Genomic DNA, 15,775 nt, shown 5'->3' on the forward strand with positions numbered 1-15,775 from the left:
ATCGGGACGCCTGAGTTGTTTGCGGTCGCCCTCACCTTCGTACCCATTGATCTGTAAATCGGACAAGGCTTGCGACTCTGGGGTGCTCCTGATGATCAATCGCAGACGCCAGGCGGCCCTGGCCCTGACCGCCCTGCTCGCCGCCGCGGCCGCCTGCCAGAACCACGTGCGGGAGGAGCGGGCCGTCCCGCCCGGCCACCCGGCACCGGCGGTGCCCGCCACCGGCGGCTTCACGCTCGTCGCCGGGGGTGACGTCATGCCGCAGAAGTCCGCGGTCGACCACGCGAACTTCGACGCGGGCGGCAACGGCTACGACTTCCGCCCGATGCTCGCCGGCGTCGAACCCGTCGTCTCCCGCGCCGATCTGGCGCTCTGTCACCTGGCGACCGTCACCGGCGCGGACGGCGCCCGCGCCGGCGGCCTCACCTCCCCGCCGCAACTCGCCGAGGCCCTCGCGGCCACCGGCTACGACGGCTGCTCCACCGCCTCGGACCGCGCCCTCGACGACGGCGCCGCGGGCATCCAGCGCACCCTCGACGCGCTGGACCGGGTGGGCCTGCGGCACTCCGGCACCGCCCGCACCGATGCCGAGGCCGGCACCCTCACCCTGATGAACGCGGGCCGGGCCCGGGTCGCCCAGCTCTCCTACACCTACGACGTCAACGGCAACTCCCTGCCGCCCGGCCAGCCCTGGGCGGTCGGCCTCCTCGACGAGAACCGCATCCTCACCGACGCCCGCGCCGCCCGGCAGGCCGGTGCCGACGTGGTCGTCGTCTCCGTGCACTGGGGCACCGAGGGGACCGACGCCCCCGACCAGCAGCAGCTCACCCTGGCCAAGCGGCTCACCGCCGCGCGCACCGGCGGCCGCCCCGACATCGACCTGCTCCTCGGCACCCACGCGCACATCCCGCAGGCGTACGAGAAGGTCAACGGCACCTGGGTGGTCTACAGTCTGGGCGACCAGCTGGCCGGTGAGATGCTCAACAGCCAGGGCCGGCAGGACCCGCGCGGCAACCAGTCCACCCTCGCCCGCTTCACCTTCACCCCGCCCGCCCGGCCGGGCGGGCGCTGGGAGGTGGCCAAGGCCGAGTTCATCCCGCAGCTGTACGACCTCGACGCCGGCCGGGTCGTGAACCTCAACGCGGCCATCGACCAGGGTGCCGACTTCACCGCCGCCCGGGACGCCGTCCGGGACGTCGTGCTCAGCCGCGGGGCCGCGAAGGACGGGCTGGTCATGGGGGAGTAGCGGCGTTCACTCCACGTCGACGTTGTCGAACGTCACCAGCAGCTGCTTCAGCACCCGTACGCACGCCGTGATCTCGGCGTCGGTCAGGTCGCCGCCGACCTGCCGGTTCAGGGCGTGCTCGCGGGCGAGGACCGCCGTGATGGTCGCCCGGCCATCGGCCGTGAGCCGGATCAGGGAGGAGCGCTGGTGCGCCGGATTGGGGGTGACCTCGGCCCAGCCGCGCGCCACCGCGTCGTTCACCATGCGCTGCACGAACTGCCTGCTCAGCGCCATGATCCGGCCCATCTGGGGGACCGTCATGGGCTCGTACCGGCGCAGCAGGTCCAGCACCGAGCGCACCCCGACCGAGGCGCCCTCGATCTGCTCGCCCTGCTCGATCTTGCGGAAGGCGCGCCGGTAGAGCGGGCCGATCAGATCGAACACCTCGGTGATGCGTTCGCCGAGTTCGTCGGGGGCGAGGGGCTTGTCGATGTCGTTCACCCGGCCATCATGCACCGCGCTGTCATGGCAGCCGAGGTGCCAAAGGCATCATGACAACCAGGTTGTCAAAGCCTTCCGAAGATGACACCTTGGTTGTCATGAATGCTGCTGCGGACGTCCGCTGCTTCCCGTCCTCCGACGGCGACCTCGCCTACCTCGACACCGGCTCCGGCGACCCGGTGGTCCTGCTCCACTCCGGGTACGTCGACCACCGCTTCTGGTACCGGCAGATCCCGGCGCTGGCCGCCGAGTACCGGGTGATCGCCCCGGACGTGCGCGGCCACGGCTCCTCCGCCAACGCGAGCAGGCACTTCCGCTGGGCCGACGATCTGGCGGAGCTGCTGCGCCATCTGGATGCGGGGCCCGCCGTCCTCGTCGGCCTGTCCATGGGCGGGGTGATCGCCACCGACACGGTGCTGGAACACCCCGAGCTGGTCCGCGCGGTGGTCACCTGCGGTGCGGCGACCGGCGACTTCCGGTACACCGACTGCTGGCACAAGGGACTCCAGTCCGAGTACGCCCGCACCCTGGGCGCCGGCGACATCGAGGGCTGGCTCGACGCCTTCCTGCGGGGCGTGGCAGGCGAGCGCCGGGCGGTCGCCGACCTGGACCCGGACATCCCGCGCCGACTGCGGGAGATGGCCCTGCGAACGATCTCCAAGCACACCGCCGGCGAGCCGGACCGGCATGTCCCGGTGACCGACTCCTGGCCCCGGGTAGCCAAGATCGACGTGCCGGTACTCACGATCAACGGCAGCCTCGAACCCGCCGACCTGCTCACCGCCGCTGAACGCCTCGCCCGCGAGGTCCGCAACGGCCGCGCCGAGGTCGTCGAAGGGGTCGGCCACTATCCGAACCTGGAGAAGCCCGAGGAGTTCAACGCCCTCCTGCTCGGCTTCCTCCGTGGCCTCTAACGCCCGGCCAGCCGCGACCTCTTGTACGAGTAGCCGAAGTAGATCACGCACCCGACCACGAACCAGACCGCGAACCGCACCCAGGTCTCCCAGTTCAGGAACGTGATCAGCCAGACCGAGAAGACGACGCCCAGCGCCGGCACGAACGGCATCCACGGCGTACGGAAGGTGCGCGGCAGGTCCGGCTGCCGGTAGCGCTCAGGGGCGTCAGGGACGGAAGACGCCACGCACGGTCTCGGCCCAGCCCGGCGTCCAGGTGCGGGCGGCGCTGCGCGGCGGGCGGGTGCCGGCGAGATGGGTGCGCAGCACGGTCAGCGCCGGGTGCGGGTTGGCGGCGGCCCACAGCAGCGAGTGCGGGTAGAGAGGGGTCGGGTCCACCAGCGGGATCCGGCGCAGGTCGTGGCCGTCCGGCCAGGTCAGCCCCGTCTGCTCGCTGACGAGGGTCGCCAGGGTGTCGGAGCCCGCGAGCGTGTCCTGCAACGCCCCGCTGAAGTTGGGGCCCGAGGAGTCGATGGCGAGCCCGAACTCGGCGGCGAGGGAGGCGTAGTACGCGGCCCACTCGGTGCCGTCCACGATCCCCGGGATCCAGATCCGGTGCCCGGCCAGCTCCCCGGGCGCGACCGAGGTCCGGCCGGCCAGGGCGTGCCCCGGGCCGGTGAGCAACTGGACCGGCTCGTCGTACACCCGGGCGGCCTCGACGCCCCTGGGCAGCGGCCGGCCGGGCATGGCGACGGCCCGGAAGGACGCGTCGATCGCACCGGAGCGCAGCGCGGTCAGCGCCGAGTCCACGTCGAAGAGGGTGACGACGTCCAGGGGGAGGTCCGGGTGCGCCTCGTGGAAGCCGCGCAGCAGCGCCGCCGGGGCGAGCCGGGCGCCGACCACGTCGACCCGCAGGGGGCGCCGGCCCCGTCGTACGGAGGCGGCCGCCCGCTCCTCGGCCAGCAGCAGCTCGCGGGCGTACGGCAGGAAGGTCCGGCCGTCGACGGTCGGCTCGGCGCCCCGGGCGGTCCGGGTGAACAGCCGTACCCCCAGCTCCTTCTCCAGCGCCGCGATCCGCTTGGACACCGCCTGCTGGGTGACCGCAAGCACGGCCGCGGCCTCCTGGAACTGCCCGTGGTCGGCGACGGTGACGAAGGTGCGTACGGCGGTGAGGTCCACGTCCACACCGTACAACCGCTGGTTGTGGCAGCGGGCCCGGGGGTTGTTTGATTCGGCGGCCACCTGCGGGTTTTCATGTCCCGGGTCAACGGGAGGTTGTGCATGGGGCGGCGGTTCGGGTGGCTGTGGGCCGCGTACTCGGTGAGTGCGCTCGGCACGTATCTCGCCTTCGACGCGTTCTCGGTGATCGCGGTCATCGCGCTGTACGCGGGGTCCGCCGAGGTGGCGCTGATCGCGGCGATCGGGCCCGCCGTGGGCGCGGTGGCGGCGGTGCCGCTCGGGCCGTGGGTGGAGTTCCGGCGCAAGCGGCCGGTGATGGTGGCGATGGACCTGGTCAGGTTCGCCGCGCTGCTCACCGTCCCGGCCGCCTACGCCCTCGGCGCCCTGGGCCTCGGCCAGCTGCTGCTGGTCTCGGTGGTCGTCGCGGCCGCCGACATCACCTTCGGCGCGGCCTCCGGCGCCTTCCTGAAGTCCCTCGTCCCGGCCGACCGGCTGCTCACCGCGAACGCCCGCTTCGAGTCCACCAACTGGACCGCACTGGTCCTCGGCCCGCCCCTCGGCGGCGCCGCGATCGGCCTGTTCGGACCGGTGACGACCGTCGCGGCGAACGCGGTCAGCTTCCTGCTGTCGGCGCTCGGCATCCGGGCCGTCGGCGGCGGCGAGCCCCGCCCCGCCCCCAGGGACACGCAGCGCCTGCGCGCCGCCGACCTGCTCGTCGGCTGGCGGTACATCCTCGGCAGCCCGGCCCTGCGGCCCCTCTTCTTCAACAGCCTCGCGGGCAACGCCCTGATCATGGTCGCCGCGCCACCGCTGGCCGTCCTCATGCTCGGCCGGCTCGGCTTCGCCCCCTGGCAGTACGGCCTCGCCTTCGCCGTGCCCTGCCTGGGCGGCCTCCTCGGCGCCCGGCTGGCCCGCCCGCTGGTCGCCCGGTACGGGCAGTGGCGGGTGCTGCGCACCGCGAGCGCCCTGCGCGCCGTCTGGCCCCTCGGGCTGGCCTTCGTGATGCCCGGGCTGCCCGGACTGCTGCTGGTGATGGTCCTGGAGTTCGGGGTGATCACCTGCTCGGCCGTCTACAGCCCGGTGTACGCCACCCGCCGTCTGGAGCACACCCCCGACGACCGGGTCGCCCGCACCCTGTCCGCCTGGTCGGTCACCGGCAAGGCCACCACGGCCGCCATGACCGCCCTGTGGGGCCTGCTGGCGAGTCTCACCGGCCCGCGCACCGCGATCGCCCTCGCCGGGATCCTGCTCCTCGCGACCCCGCTGCTGCTCCGGCGGGAGACCGCTACGGCACGACCGTCACCGGCCACCGTCCCGCCTTCACCAGACGGATCGCGACCGAGCCGATGAACCGGTGGCCGGCCTGCTCGGAGGCGCCCACCACGACCGCGTCGGCCTTCAGCTCGTCGGCCGCCTTCACCAGTCCGCCGTAGGCGTCGCCGCGGAAGGTGTGGAACTCCCAGCGCACCTCGAATATCCCCTTGAGCCGCTCGGCCGCGTCCCGGATCTGGGCGACCAGGTCCTCCGCGATCTCGTCGGTGGTCTCCGCCACCGGCGCCCCGAGCACCGCCCCGGCCGCCAGCACCGGCTGGACGTACACGACGGCCAGCAGCGCGTGCTGCCGCCGGGCCAGACCGGCGGCGTAGGAGGTCGCACGCCAGGAGGAGTCCGAGCCGTCCATGCCGACCACGATGACCTTGGGGCCGTCCGTGCCCCGCTCGAACTGGTGTTGTTCCGCCACGATCCGAGGCTATCGGAATCCGCAGGTCCGGTGGGTGTCCGGGGCGGCCCGGCGCGCACCCGCACGCCGACCGGTCCGAGGTCGCTCGACGGGCGGGCCGGGCGGGCCCTTCCTACAGTCGGAGACATGAGTGCCGCCGTGGAGCCCGCCGCGGGCAGGGATCCGGCGGGGCCGATACGCCCGCCCGGCGGCGGGCGGCTGACCTGGGTGCCGGAGGCCTTCGGGACCTTCTTCGGCACCCTCGCCCTGCTGTGCGCCCTGCTCTCCTTCGTCGCCCCGCTGCGCGTACTGCTCCACCCGGTCGTGCACTTCGTCGACGCCGTCGTGGTGCCCGTCAGCCCCAACCTGGCCTACGCGGTCTTCCTGTTCCTGCTCGGCGGCGCCACCGCCGCCCGCAAGAAGGTCGCCTGGTGGCTGGTGGTGATCTACCTCGGCCTGCTGGTGCTGGCCGACGTCCTCACCGTCGCCTTCGGCTTCGACTGGTACTCGTTCAGCTCACTGGTGGTCTGCGGACTCGCCCTGGCCCTGCTGATCGTGGCCCGCCGGGAGTTCTACGCCGCCTCCCGAAGAGCCGCCGTACGCCGGGCCCTCGGCGTCCTGCTGATCGGCCTGCTGGTGGCGATCCTGGCCGGCTGGGGCCTGGTCTCGCTCTTCCCCGGCTCGCTCCCGCACGGCCAGCACCTGGCCTGGGCGGCCGACCGGGTCTGCGGCGGCCTGGTATCCGTCCGCAGCTACGGCGGCCGCCCGCCCCGCTTCGTCGCCTTCCTGCTCGGCCTCTTCGGCGCCCTCGCCCTGCTCAACGCCGCCGCCACCCTGTTCCGTTCGCAGCGCCTGGAAGCGGCCCTGCACGGCGACGAGGAGACCCGCATCCGCGCTCTCCTCAAGGCCTACGGCGACCGGGACTCCCTCGGCTACTTCGCCACCCGCCGCGACAAGGCCGTCGTCTTCTCGCCCAGCGGCAAGGCCGCCGTCACCTACCGGGTCGAGGCCGGCGTCTGCCTGGCCAGCGGCGACCCCGTCGGCGACCCCGAGGCCTGGCCGCACGCCATCGCCGCCTGGCTGGACGTGGCCCGCCGGCACGCCTGGGCGCCCGCGGTGATGGGCGCCTCCGAGGACGGCGCCAGAGCCTACGTCCGTGCCGGCCTCGGCGCCCTCCAGCTCGGCGACGAGGCGATCCTGCACGTCGCCGACTTCGACCTGGGCGGCCGCGAGATGCGGGTCACCCGGCAGGCCGTCAACCGCGTCCGGCGCACCGGCGCCGGCTGCCGCATCCACCGCCACGCCGACCTCACCGAGACCGAGATGGAAGAGGTCGTCGACAGGGCCGACGCCTGGCGCGACACCGAGACCGAGCGCGGCTTCTCCATGGCCCTGGACCGGCTCGGCGACCCCGCCGACGGCGACTGCCTGCTCGTCGAGGCCATGGCCGAGGACGGCAGACTGCTCGCCCTGCTCTCCTTCGTGCCCTGGGGCGCCGACGGCATCTCCCTCGACCTGATGCGCCGTGACCGCACCGCCCCCAACGGCGTCATGGAGTTCATGGTCGCCGACCTGTGCGCGGCCGCCCCCAAACTCGGCGTGCACCGCATCTCGCTGAACTTCGCCGTCTTCCGCTCGGTCTTCGAGGAGGGCGCCCGGATCGGCGCCGGACCGGTGCTGCGGCTGTGGCGCCGGCTGCTGCTGTTCTTCTCCCGCTGGTGGCAGCTGGAGGCCCTGTACCGCTCCAACGCCAAGTACCGCCCCGAGTGGTACCCGCGCTTCCTCTGCTACGGCGACGCCGGCTCCCTGGCCCGGATCGGCCTCGCCTCCGGAATCGCCGAAGGCTTCGTCTCCGTACCGTCCCTGCGCACGCTCTGGGGAAAGGGGCACCCGCGAACCGGACCGCCGCTCGTCGAGGCGGCGGCGCCGTCCGCGCCGGTGCCCGGTGCCGTAGGCGGGGACGAGGCCGGGCCCGGCGCACCCGACGCCGGCCTGCCGGACCAGTTCCGGGTCCGGCGCCGCAAGCTGGACCGGCTGCGGGCGGCGGGCGTCGATCCCTACCCGGTGGCCGGCGGCCCACCACCCCGCGCCCTCGCGGGCGTCCGCGACGGCGAGACGGTCACCGTCGCCGGGCGGATCATGCTGGTCCGCGACTTCGGCGGCATCGTCTTCGTGACGCTGCGCGACTGGTCCGGCGACCGCCAACTGGCACTCACCCGCGACGGGTCGGGACCCGCCCTGGACCGCTTCACCGCCGACACCGACATCGGCGACCAGATCAGCGCCACCGGCCGCATGGGCGTCAGCGACACGGGCGCACCGACCCTCTTCGCCACCGACTGGCAGCTCACCGCCAAGTGCCTGCGCCCGCTGCCCGACAAACACCGCGGCCTCGCCGACCCCGAGGCCAGGGTCCGCCGCCGCTACCTCGACCTCGCCACCAGCCCCGCCGCCCGCGCCGTGGTCCGCACCCGCTCCACCGCCGTACAGGCACTGCGCCAGGGCCTCCTGGACCGCGGCTACCTGGAGGTCGAGACCCCGATCCTCCAGCAGATCCACGGCGGCGCCAACGCCCGCCCCTTCACCACCCACATCAACGCCTACGACCTCGACCTGTACCTGCGCATCGCCCCCGAGCTGTACCTCAAGCGGCTCTGCGTCGGCGGTCTGGAGAAGGTCTTCGAACTCGGCCGGACCTTCCGCAACGAGGGCGTCTCCCACAAGCACAACCCCGAGTTCACGATGCTGGAGGCCTACCAGGCGTACGCCGACTACGACGTGATGCTCGACCTCGCCCGCGAACTGGTCCAGGGCGCCGCGACCGCCGCCCACGGCGCACCCGTGGCCCGCAGGGACGGACTGGAGTACGACATCTCGGGCAGCTGGCCGGTCAGGACCGTGTACGGGGCGATCTCGGAGGTGCTGGGGGAGGAGATCGGCCCCGGCACCGAACTGCTGCGGCTGCACCGGCACTGTGACCGCCTCGGCGTGCCGTACACCGCCGACGACGGGCCCGCGGACGTGGTCCTCGAGATGTACGAGCGCCTGGTGGAGGAACGCACCCAGCTGCCCACCTTCTACAAGGACTTCCCGACCGAGGTCTCCCCGCTCACCCGGCAGCACCGCACCGACCCGCGGCTCGCCGAGCGCTGGGACCTGGTCGCCTTCGGCACCGAACTCGGCACCGCCTACTCCGAACTGACCGACCCCCTCGAACAGCGCCGTCGGCTCACCGCCCAGTCGCTGCTCGCCGCCGGCGGCGACCCCGAGGCGATGGAACTCGACGAGGACTTCCTGGACGCCCTCGAATACGCGATGCCGCCCACCGGCGGGCTCGGCATCGGCATCGACCGGCTCGTCATGTTCCTCACCGGCCTGACCATCCGCGAGACGCTTCCTTTCCCGCTGGTCCGCCATCGTTGATGTTTTTTTGGTCTTTTCTTACCGAAACCTCCAGCTGCTGGTCCGTGCGGGTGCTTTCCCGCCGCCGCACCGGTGTCGTAGTGGTGCGCCGGAGCCCCGCCGGGCGACTGATGAGTCATGGAGAAGGATCAGTTGTTCACCCGACGCCGGCTGCTGCTCGCCGGCGGCGCTGCTCTGGGAGCCGCGGGGACCGCGGGAATCGTGCTGGCGAGCAGCGCCGAGGAAGCTGCCGGCGGGGTCGCCCCCGCCGCGGGGGCGCAGGCCCGCCCGGCGCTCAAGTCCTCCGCCTTCCGGCTCCAGCCGCTCACCGGATACGGCCCGCCGCCCGCCCGGCCGGGCAAGCTGAAGGTCCGCAAGGAACCCATCACGGAGATCTCCCGCAGCGGCAGACGCATGATGCTCACCTTCGACGACGGCCCCAACCCGAACTACACCCCGCACATCCTGGACACCCTCGCCAAGTACGACGTGCGGGCGATGTTCTTCCTGTGCGGGGAGTGCATCGTCGTGAACAAGGAACTGGTCGCGCGGATGGCGGACGAGGGGCATGTCGTGGGCAACCACACCTGGACGCATCCGCTGCTGACCACCCTGAACCGCAGTGAGATCCGCGACGAGATGACGAGCACCAGCGACGCCATCGAGGACACCTACGGCGAACGCCCGCAGTGGTTCCGCGCACCCTACGGAGCCTGGAACCGCGCGGCCTTCCAGCTCGGCGCCGAGATGGGCATGGAGCCGATGGCCTGGACCGTGGACAGCACCGACTGGACTGTCCCGGGCACCCGCACCATCGTCGACACGATCGAGAACGGCGCCGCCCCCGGTGTCGTGGTCCTCTCCCACGACGCCGGGGGCGACCGCTCGCAGAGCGTCCAGGCCCTGCGCGAGTACCTGCCCTATCTGCTGGACAACGGCTACCACCTGACCGTGCCGCGCCGCCGTACGTGAACGGGCCCGCGCCCGCCCGGTGGTGGCCTCAGCGGGCCTCGACCAGGCGGGCGAAGACCACGACGTTCCCGTCGTAGCCGTTCTGCTTCGAGAAACCGCCGCCGCAGGTGATGACCCGCAACTCCGGGGTGCCCTTGGAACCGTAGACCCGGTCGCCCGGGAAACCGGCCTTCGCGAAGACCTCGATTCCGTAGATCTCGAACACGGCCGTCCTGCCGTCCTGGCGGTCGACCTCGATCCGGTTTCCCTTCTTCAGGGAACCGAGTCCGTAGAAAACCGCCGGGCCCTTCGTGTTGTCGACATGGCCCACGACGACGGACGTGCCGTTCTCCCCGGGCGAGACACCTCCGGTGAACCACCCGGCCAGATTCGGGTCGTCCGGCGGCGGTGCCGCGATCCAGCCGTCCGTGTCCAGACCCACCGGCATCACCGGTGCGTCGACCCGGATCGCCGGGATCCTGATGCGGTCCGCCGTGGCGAACGGCAGCGGGGCGGGCGCCGTGGCGAAGGTGCCCGGGACCGTGGTACGGGTGTCGGGGGCGGCGGCCGAAGCCGGCTGCGGTGGACCGACGTCGAACTCTCCCGAACCATTCCGAATGAGTGCCAGACCGGTCAGCAGAACAAGCGCTATCACGCCCCAAGGGGCACGCTTCCTCCGCCGCTCCTCCTCTTCGGCCAGCTCGGAAAGTTCGGACGCAGACATTCGCCAACCCCTCTCGACGCGGCCGCCTTCAGGTCCGTATCGCGCATGGGAAAAAGCTAAGTCCCCCGCGCACGTGCGGCGACGGGGCGACGGGCGAACGGGTGGCCCGCGGGTATTCCGGTGAGCCATCCGAGTTGCCGTTCTCAGGATTTTTCTGACAGTCCGTGACCTGCGGCAATATCCGATTGTGTGCTTTTCGTTCGGCGTGTCCCCTCACCAGGACGGCCCATTCTCGAAATGCGGGCGTGTTCCGGGCATCTGAGGGTCTATTCGGGAGGTGCTTTCTCGCCGATCCACCGGGGACCGTTCCCGGGGCGCCTTCCGCGGAGGAAGAGATGCGAAACTCACGTGCGCTGGCGGCCGCGTGCACTGTGGTCGCCGTTCTCGGCGCCGCCGCCCCGGTGGCCGTCGCCGACGGCCTGGGCAACCCCGGCGGCCCGGCCAACACCCAGGCCCCGGTCGTCGGTGGGACGGGCGTCGCCCCCGGGACCGGAGTCGGCGGAGTCGGCGGAGTCGGCGGGGTAGGCGGGGTAGGCGGGGTGGGCGTCGCCCCGGGGGCCGGTGTCGGCGGTGTCGGTGTGGCCCCCGGTGTCGGCGGTGTCGGAGTGGCTCCCGGGATCGCGGTCCCCGGAGTCGTGGTCCCCGGATACGGGGTGGGCGGGTTCGGAGACGGGCGCTTCAACAACGGCTTCGGCGGGCGGGGCGGGGACGGGCGGGGCGGGGACGGGCGAGGCGGAGACGGGCGGTTCGACGACTTCGACGGCCGGGGTGACGGGCGCTTCGACAACTTCGACGGCGCGCGTGACATCGTCGCTCAGCCCCGGTCGATCGCCACCGGCCAGCGGCTCACCGTCACCGTCAACAACTGCCGCAGCGGAGTCATGACCTCCCGCGCCTTCCGTACGACACCGCTCTTCCCGTTCGGTGGGGACATGGCGCGCGGTGTCGCCACCATCGACCGGAACGCCAGCCCGGGCCCCTACGACCTCACCGTCCGCTGCGACGGACGCACCCTGCTCCGGCCGGCCGCGTTCTTCGTGCTGGGCGGGGTGCGCGGCGGACTCGGCGGGAGTGTCTCCACCGGGGCCACCCCGACCGACATGGCGATCGGCGGCGGCCTGGTGGGCGCGGCCGTACTCGCCGGCTGCGGGATCTGGGTGCGCCGCCGGAGCGAGAAGCGGATCTGACCCGGCGGGCCTGCGCCCCGGTCCCTCGGCGGACCGGGGCACGGGCAGGGACGGCCGTGTCACGATCAGGCGCCGTCCTCGCCGGCGGGCCTGCGCGAGAGCCGGTACGCCGTACCGACCGAGCCCAGGACGAGCGCCGCGCCGAGGCCGATCTCCTCGAGGTCGACCCCCCCGATGCTGCCGCCCTCACCGGCCTGGACACCTCGCCCGGGCGGAATGGGCTGCGGGTTGAGCGACTCGCCGCTGCCGGAGCCACCGTCCGCGCGCCCGTCGGTACCGGCGTCGGCGTGGCCGTCCGTGGCGGCGCCCGTGCTCACGTGGGTGGCATCGTCGCCGTGCCCGCCCGTGGTGCCCCCGTCCGTGCGTCCGCCGTCGCTCGCGCCGCTCTCGTCGTCGGCGCGCCCGTTGCCGTCCCCGTCGGTGTGTCCGTCGGTGTGTCCGTCCGTGTGTCCGTCCGTGTGTCCGTCGCCGTGCCCGGCCGAGGTGCTGTTCGCGATGGCCAGTTCCGTCGTCGCGCTGGACCCGTCGCAGGTGAACGTCACCCGGTACGACGCCTGCGACTTCGCGGCCCGGTCGACCGTGGCCGTCACCGAGTCCCGCTCCGACGGGATGCGGACCGTGTCGAACACCCCCGAAGTGACCGTCGCGGCGCCCCGGCAGCCGCTGTCGCGGTCCAGGTGCAGACTCACCCGGCCGCCCGCCGTCACGGTGGAGGGCGTCACCCGGAAGCCGAAGGGCGTGCCGTCCCCGCCCCCGTCACCGCTGTCGCTCGCCAGGATGGCCGGAGCGGAGAGGGCGAGAGCACCGACACCCAGCAGTGCGGCCGAAGCAACGCGTATCGCGCGCATGGTGGTTCCTCCGGTCCCCGAGGAGCAGCATGCGGACCTGTTCCGCCAGTGCCGGGAATGCACCTCGATGATCGGAACGCTAGAAACATCCGCACACGCGCGCGAACGCAGTAGTGCGAACGGGGGAGATGCCTGGGCCGTACGGGGGACGCCGGCGGCGTGGCGCGGCGTCCCCCGGGGGCACCTCCTGAACCTTGCTACCCCTTGATGTGCGGGAAGAGGTTCAGGAACGGCTGTGCCGTCGCCGTGATCCCGCGGCTGTACGGTTCGTCGAAGTCCCAGATCAGGAACAGCATGAAGGTGATGGTCGCGGAGAACAGGCCGGCGAGGACCAGCTCGCGCCGGGTGCGCCTGATCTGCAGCGCGAAGACCATGCCGATGGTGATCGCCGCCCCGGCCAGCAGCCCGATCCACACCACGTTCGGCATGGTCGCCCCGGTCGAGTCGGCCCGGGCGCTGCGCGCCTGGTCCAGAGCGGCCACCTGGTCCACCAGCGGTTGGTAGGCCTGCGCCTGGAAGTCGGTCTTCGGCTCGTAGTCGGTGACGTCCTGGCGGATCTGCGCGAGCAGATCGGCACCGCGCTGGGAGAGCCGGCCGTGGTCGGCCATCTCCTTCCACTCCTTGTCGACGACCTGGGCCGCGTAGGCGTCCACGTCCGCCCGGATCCGGTCACGCGCGTCGGGCGGATACACCCGCACCCGTTCGTAGATCTCGTGCAGCGCCTGCGCCTCCGCCTGCACATGGTCCTGGGCGGCGCTGCGGGCCTCCCACACCCCGGCCACCGCCAGACCGAGGACGATGGCGTAGATGACGCCGATCCACATGGTCATGTACTCGATGACGTCCGGCGTCTCGGAGGGATCCTCGTCCTCCGCCGCCCTCTTGTCGCGGACGAGGGTGATGATCACGACCACGGCGACGGCCGCGAGCATCGCGAGGACGAGAACAAGCCAATCCGGCAACGGAAGCCTCCAGGATTCGGTGGGCAGGCCGTCAGCGCGCGCGGAACGCGGCGACGGCGATGATCGCGGGTACGGCGATGAGCAGGACGTAGGTGACCGGGGAGGTGCGGTTCGGGGCCGCCGCGCCGGTCGACTGGACGTGGTACGGCGGATAGGTCACCGGGGTCGGCGAGGGCCGCGGGGTGGGCTTCGGCGACGGGGTCGGGGCCGGGGTGGGCTTCGGCCGGGGCCGGGGAGCCGGTGGCGGGGTGGGAGTGGGCGTGGGTTTCGGGGCCGGCGCCCGCCGGGGTGGTGGCGGTGGGGCCGGGCGCGGTGCCGGCGGCTTGCTGTGCGTCGGCTTCGGCGTCGGTGAGGGCTTCGGTGTCGGCTTCGGTGTCGGCCTCGGGGTGGGCGTCGGCGTGGGCGTGGGTGTCGGGGTGGGCGTGGGACAGGGCGGCGGGGTGGGCTCCGGACACGGCGGGGGAGTGGGCCAGGAGCCCCCGGCGACGGCCACCGCGTGGATGCCGTCGGGGCCCGTCGAGGCGGAGGCGCAGGCGTCGGCCGACGCCGTGCCGACCGGGCAGCCCACCAGGGTCCACGTCAGCGTCAGCAGGGCCAACACCCTTGGGACGGGCGCGAGTCTGGTCGCATCGGGTGCATGCACGACGGAGATCATGGAGCGTCGGGCGCCGTCGCACGCCGGAGTACCGGGCGATTGGCCCGAACGGGGGACATGCGCCGTAAACCGGTTTGAATCACACCGTCCCGCGAATGGCTCGAAGCGTACGCCCGTGCGGGACGCGGTCCGCGGTCACAGTGCGCCGAAAGAAATTTCTGCGCCCGTTGAACACTCCGGCCCCCGGCATCCGTACCTGGTGTCGTGCGGCGGCGCAGAGGCGCTGCAATAACCGGGCGATTATATGGAGTTGACGATGAAGACCTCGTGGAGGAGCGCCTCGCTGGTGGCCACGGCCGCGGGGGTGATGGTGTTCGCGACGGCGTGCGGTCAGGACAACACGACCACTCCGTCCTCGGCGGCCCAGAACGTCGGTGCCACGGCCCCGGCCGGCATCGGCAGCATCACCGACCCCTCCGCTTCGACCGGCGCGGGCAACGGCTACGGCGCCGACGGCAGCCAGGCCGCCAGCTCCCCGGCCGCGGTCGCGCCCGCCGGCAAGCTGACCGTGGCCAGCAACCCCGACCTGGGCAAGGTGCTGACCGACGGCAGCGGCCTCACCCTCTACCGTTTCGATGCCGACACCGCCAATCCCCCCAAGTCGAACTGCGACGGCGACTGCGCCACCACCTGGCCGCCGGTGCCCGCCAACGACGCCACGGCCGGTGAGGGCATCGACAAGTCCCTGCTCGGCGAGGTCACCCGCTCCGACGGCACCAAGCAGCTGACCGTCGGCGGCTGGCCGGTGTACCGCTACGCCAAGGACGTCAACGCCGGTGACGTCAACGGCCAGGGTGTGGGCGGCAAGTGGTTCGCGCTGGCCCCCGACGGCAAGAAGGCCACGCTGGCCTCGCTGCCCGGTCTGTCGGTCCGCAAGGACGCCAAGCTCGGCGACATCATCGTCGACAAGAACGGCATGACGGTCTACCGCTTCATCAAGGACAAGGCGTGGCCCAAGGTCGTCTCGAACTGCACCGGTGACTGCCTGGCGAAGTGGCCGGCCGTCGCCGAGGTCGCCTCCAGCGACACCAAGGGCGTCGTGAAGAAGGGCCTGATGGGCTTCACCCGGCCCGACAACGGCCAGAAGCAGCAGACGGTCAACTGCTGGCCGATCTACACCTTCTCCGGCGACGCGAAGGCCGGTGACACCAACGGCCAGGGCGTCGGCGGCACGTGGTACGCCGTCTCGCCCGAAGGGAAGCTGGTCGGCGCGCCGGCCAGCTAGGGATCACCTCCCCGGCGTTGACCGCCCCCCACGACAACACAACGGCGCACGACCGCCCGCCCCCTCCACACCGCACGGAGGGGGCGGGCTTCTTGGCGTACGCGATGCGGAGCGCCCCTTTGGGGGCGCGGGGAACTGCGCGAGCAACCACGAATCACCCGCACCCGACGAACAAACCGAACGCGCCCCAAACCGAACACCGAATTCCCAGGCCATGACCGGGAACGGACGGTCAATTTCCGTTTCGGCTCGCCCTGTTCGCAGACGATCAGTAGCCTCTGCTCGAACACCGGATCGCCTCAG

At 72.3% G+C, this 15,775-nt stretch carries 14 protein-coding genes and 1 pseudogene; 7 read left to right on the plus strand and 8 right to left on the minus strand.

All coding sequences use genetic code 11. The annotated features are described in order from the left end of the window. Positions 1–91: 91 nt before the first annotated feature. A complete protein-coding gene (locus ACFWPQ_RS15100; RefSeq protein ID WP_384033620.1) occupies positions 92–1,246 on the plus strand; it encodes a CapA family protein in 1,155 nt (384 codons plus the stop codon). A 6-nt stretch (positions 1,247–1,252) separates the two neighbouring features. Here ACFWPQ_RS15100 and ACFWPQ_RS15105 read toward each other — a convergent pair whose 3' ends face one another. Further along, a complete protein-coding gene (locus ACFWPQ_RS15105; protein WP_384033622.1) occupies positions 1,253–1,726 on the minus strand; it encodes a MarR family winged helix-turn-helix transcriptional regulator in 474 nt (157 codons plus the stop codon). Between the two features lie 98 nt (positions 1,727–1,824). Between ACFWPQ_RS15105 and ACFWPQ_RS15110 the strand changes: the two genes are divergently transcribed. Further along, entirely contained in the window at positions 1,825–2,640 is an 816-nt protein-coding gene (locus tag ACFWPQ_RS15110) for an alpha/beta fold hydrolase (protein WP_384033625.1), read from the plus strand. On the opposite strand, the pseudogene ACFWPQ_RS15115 reads toward ACFWPQ_RS15110, so the two are convergent. Continuing rightward, positions 2,637–2,837 (minus strand): annotated as a pseudogene (locus ACFWPQ_RS15115) (amino acid permease C-terminal domain-containing protein); the annotation flags it as partial. The gene ACFWPQ_RS15110 and the pseudogene ACFWPQ_RS15115 sit on opposite strands and share 4 nt — an antisense overlap. A 10-nt stretch (positions 2,838–2,847) precedes the next feature. Next, positions 2,848–3,798 (minus strand): LysR family transcriptional regulator, encoded by a 951-nt coding sequence (locus ACFWPQ_RS15120; protein WP_384033829.1) that lies wholly within the window; start codon positions 3,796–3,798, stop codon positions 2,848–2,850. A gap of 102 nt (positions 3,799–3,900) precedes the next feature. On the opposite strand from ACFWPQ_RS15120, the gene ACFWPQ_RS15125 reads away from it, so the two are divergent. Then, a complete protein-coding gene (locus ACFWPQ_RS15125; protein WP_384033628.1) occupies positions 3,901–5,148 on the plus strand; it encodes an MFS transporter in 1,248 nt (415 codons plus the stop codon). Here ACFWPQ_RS15125 and ACFWPQ_RS15130 read toward each other — a convergent pair. Next, the gene (locus ACFWPQ_RS15130; RefSeq protein WP_384033630.1) at positions 5,084–5,539 is read right to left on the minus strand and encodes a universal stress protein; all 456 of its coding nucleotides are present in this window, start codon (positions 5,537–5,539) and stop codon (positions 5,084–5,086) included. The genes ACFWPQ_RS15125 and ACFWPQ_RS15130 overlap by 65 nt on opposite strands. A gap of 126 nt (positions 5,540–5,665) precedes the next feature. On the opposite strand from ACFWPQ_RS15130, the gene lysX reads away from it, so the two are divergent. After that, positions 5,666–8,941 (plus strand): bifunctional lysylphosphatidylglycerol synthetase/lysine--tRNA ligase LysX, encoded by a 3,276-nt coding sequence (gene lysX, locus ACFWPQ_RS15135; RefSeq protein WP_384033632.1) that lies wholly within the window; start codon positions 5,666–5,668, stop codon positions 8,939–8,941. Between the two features lie 117 nt (positions 8,942–9,058). Then, on the plus strand, positions 9,059–9,892 hold the full coding sequence (locus ACFWPQ_RS15140; protein WP_384033635.1) for a polysaccharide deacetylase family protein: 834 nt from the start codon (positions 9,059–9,061) through the stop codon (positions 9,890–9,892). Between the two features lie 28 nt (positions 9,893–9,920). Here the strand turns inward: ACFWPQ_RS15140 and ACFWPQ_RS15145 are convergent, their stop codons facing one another. Beyond that, positions 9,921–10,595: a class F sortase gene (locus ACFWPQ_RS15145; protein WP_361293843.1), complete on the minus strand. Its 675-nt coding sequence runs from the start codon at positions 10,593–10,595 to the stop codon at positions 9,921–9,923. A gap of 335 nt (positions 10,596–10,930) precedes the next feature. Here ACFWPQ_RS15145 and ACFWPQ_RS15150 point away from each other — a divergent pair, with 335 nt between their 5' ends. Next, positions 10,931–11,782 carry a hypothetical protein gene (locus tag ACFWPQ_RS15150; RefSeq protein WP_384033639.1) on the plus strand — a complete coding sequence of 284 codons (852 nt, stop codon included), beginning with the start codon at positions 10,931–10,933 and terminating at the stop codon, positions 11,780–11,782. A gap of 65 nt (positions 11,783–11,847) precedes the next feature. Here ACFWPQ_RS15150 and ACFWPQ_RS15155 read toward each other — a convergent pair whose 3' ends face one another. The 3 genes from ACFWPQ_RS15155 to ACFWPQ_RS15165 all read right to left on the minus strand — a co-directional run bounded on the left by ACFWPQ_RS15155 (position 11,848) and on the right by ACFWPQ_RS15165 (position 13,752). Next, positions 11,848–12,630, minus strand: a complete 783-nt coding sequence (locus ACFWPQ_RS15155) for a hypothetical protein (protein ID WP_384033642.1) — start codon at positions 12,628–12,630, stop codon at positions 11,848–11,850. Positions 12,631–12,827: 197 nt separating this feature from the next. Beyond that, a complete protein-coding gene (locus ACFWPQ_RS15160) occupies positions 12,828–13,592 on the minus strand; it encodes a DUF4239 domain-containing protein (protein WP_384033645.1) in 765 nt (254 codons plus the stop codon). 31 nt (positions 13,593–13,623) lie between these two features. Then, entirely contained in the window at positions 13,624–13,752 is a 129-nt protein-coding gene (locus ACFWPQ_RS15165) for a hypothetical protein (protein ID WP_256216080.1), read from the minus strand. Positions 13,753–14,503: 751 nt separating this feature from the next. Here ACFWPQ_RS15165 and ACFWPQ_RS15170 point away from each other — a divergent pair. After that, the gene (locus ACFWPQ_RS15170; RefSeq protein ID WP_384033648.1) at positions 14,504–15,472 is read left to right on the plus strand and encodes an SCO0930 family lipoprotein; all 969 of its coding nucleotides are present in this window, start codon (positions 14,504–14,506) and stop codon (positions 15,470–15,472) included. Positions 15,473–15,775 lie beyond the last annotated feature (303 nt).

This window comes from Streptomyces sp. NPDC058464 (assembly GCF_042721035.1).
In the GTDB taxonomy this organism is placed as follows: Bacteria; Actinomycetota; Actinomycetes; order Streptomycetales; family Streptomycetaceae; genus Streptomyces.

Bases quoted from the DNA above. Each gene is read 5' to 3' on its own strand.
- ACFWPQ_RS15100 (WP_384033620.1), top strand. From the start codon at position 92: ATGATCAATCGCAGACGCCAGGCGGCCCTGGCCCTGACCGCCCTGCTC.
- ACFWPQ_RS15110 (WP_384033625.1), top strand. From the start codon at position 1,825: ATGAATGCTGCTGCGGACGTCCGCTGCTTCCCGTCCTCCGACGGCGAC.
- ACFWPQ_RS15125 (WP_384033628.1), top strand. From the start codon at position 3,901: ATGGGGCGGCGGTTCGGGTGGCTGTGGGCCGCGTACTCGGTGAGTGCG.
- lysX (WP_384033632.1), top strand. From the start codon at position 5,666: ATGAGTGCCGCCGTGGAGCCCGCCGCGGGCAGGGATCCGGCGGGGCCG.
- ACFWPQ_RS15140 (WP_384033635.1), top strand. From the start codon at position 9,059: ATGGAGAAGGATCAGTTGTTCACCCGACGCCGGCTGCTGCTCGCCGGC.
- ACFWPQ_RS15145 (WP_361293843.1), bottom strand. From the start codon at position 10,595: ATGTCTGCGTCCGAACTTTCCGAGCTGGCCGAAGAGGAGGAGCGGCGG.
- ACFWPQ_RS15150 (WP_384033639.1), top strand. From the start codon at position 10,931: ATGCGAAACTCACGTGCGCTGGCGGCCGCGTGCACTGTGGTCGCCGTT.
- ACFWPQ_RS15155 (WP_384033642.1), bottom strand. From the start codon at position 12,630: ATGCGCGCGATACGCGTTGCTTCGGCCGCACTGCTGGGTGTCGGTGCT.
- ACFWPQ_RS15170 (WP_384033648.1), top strand. From the start codon at position 14,504: ATGAAGACCTCGTGGAGGAGCGCCTCGCTGGTGGCCACGGCCGCGGGG.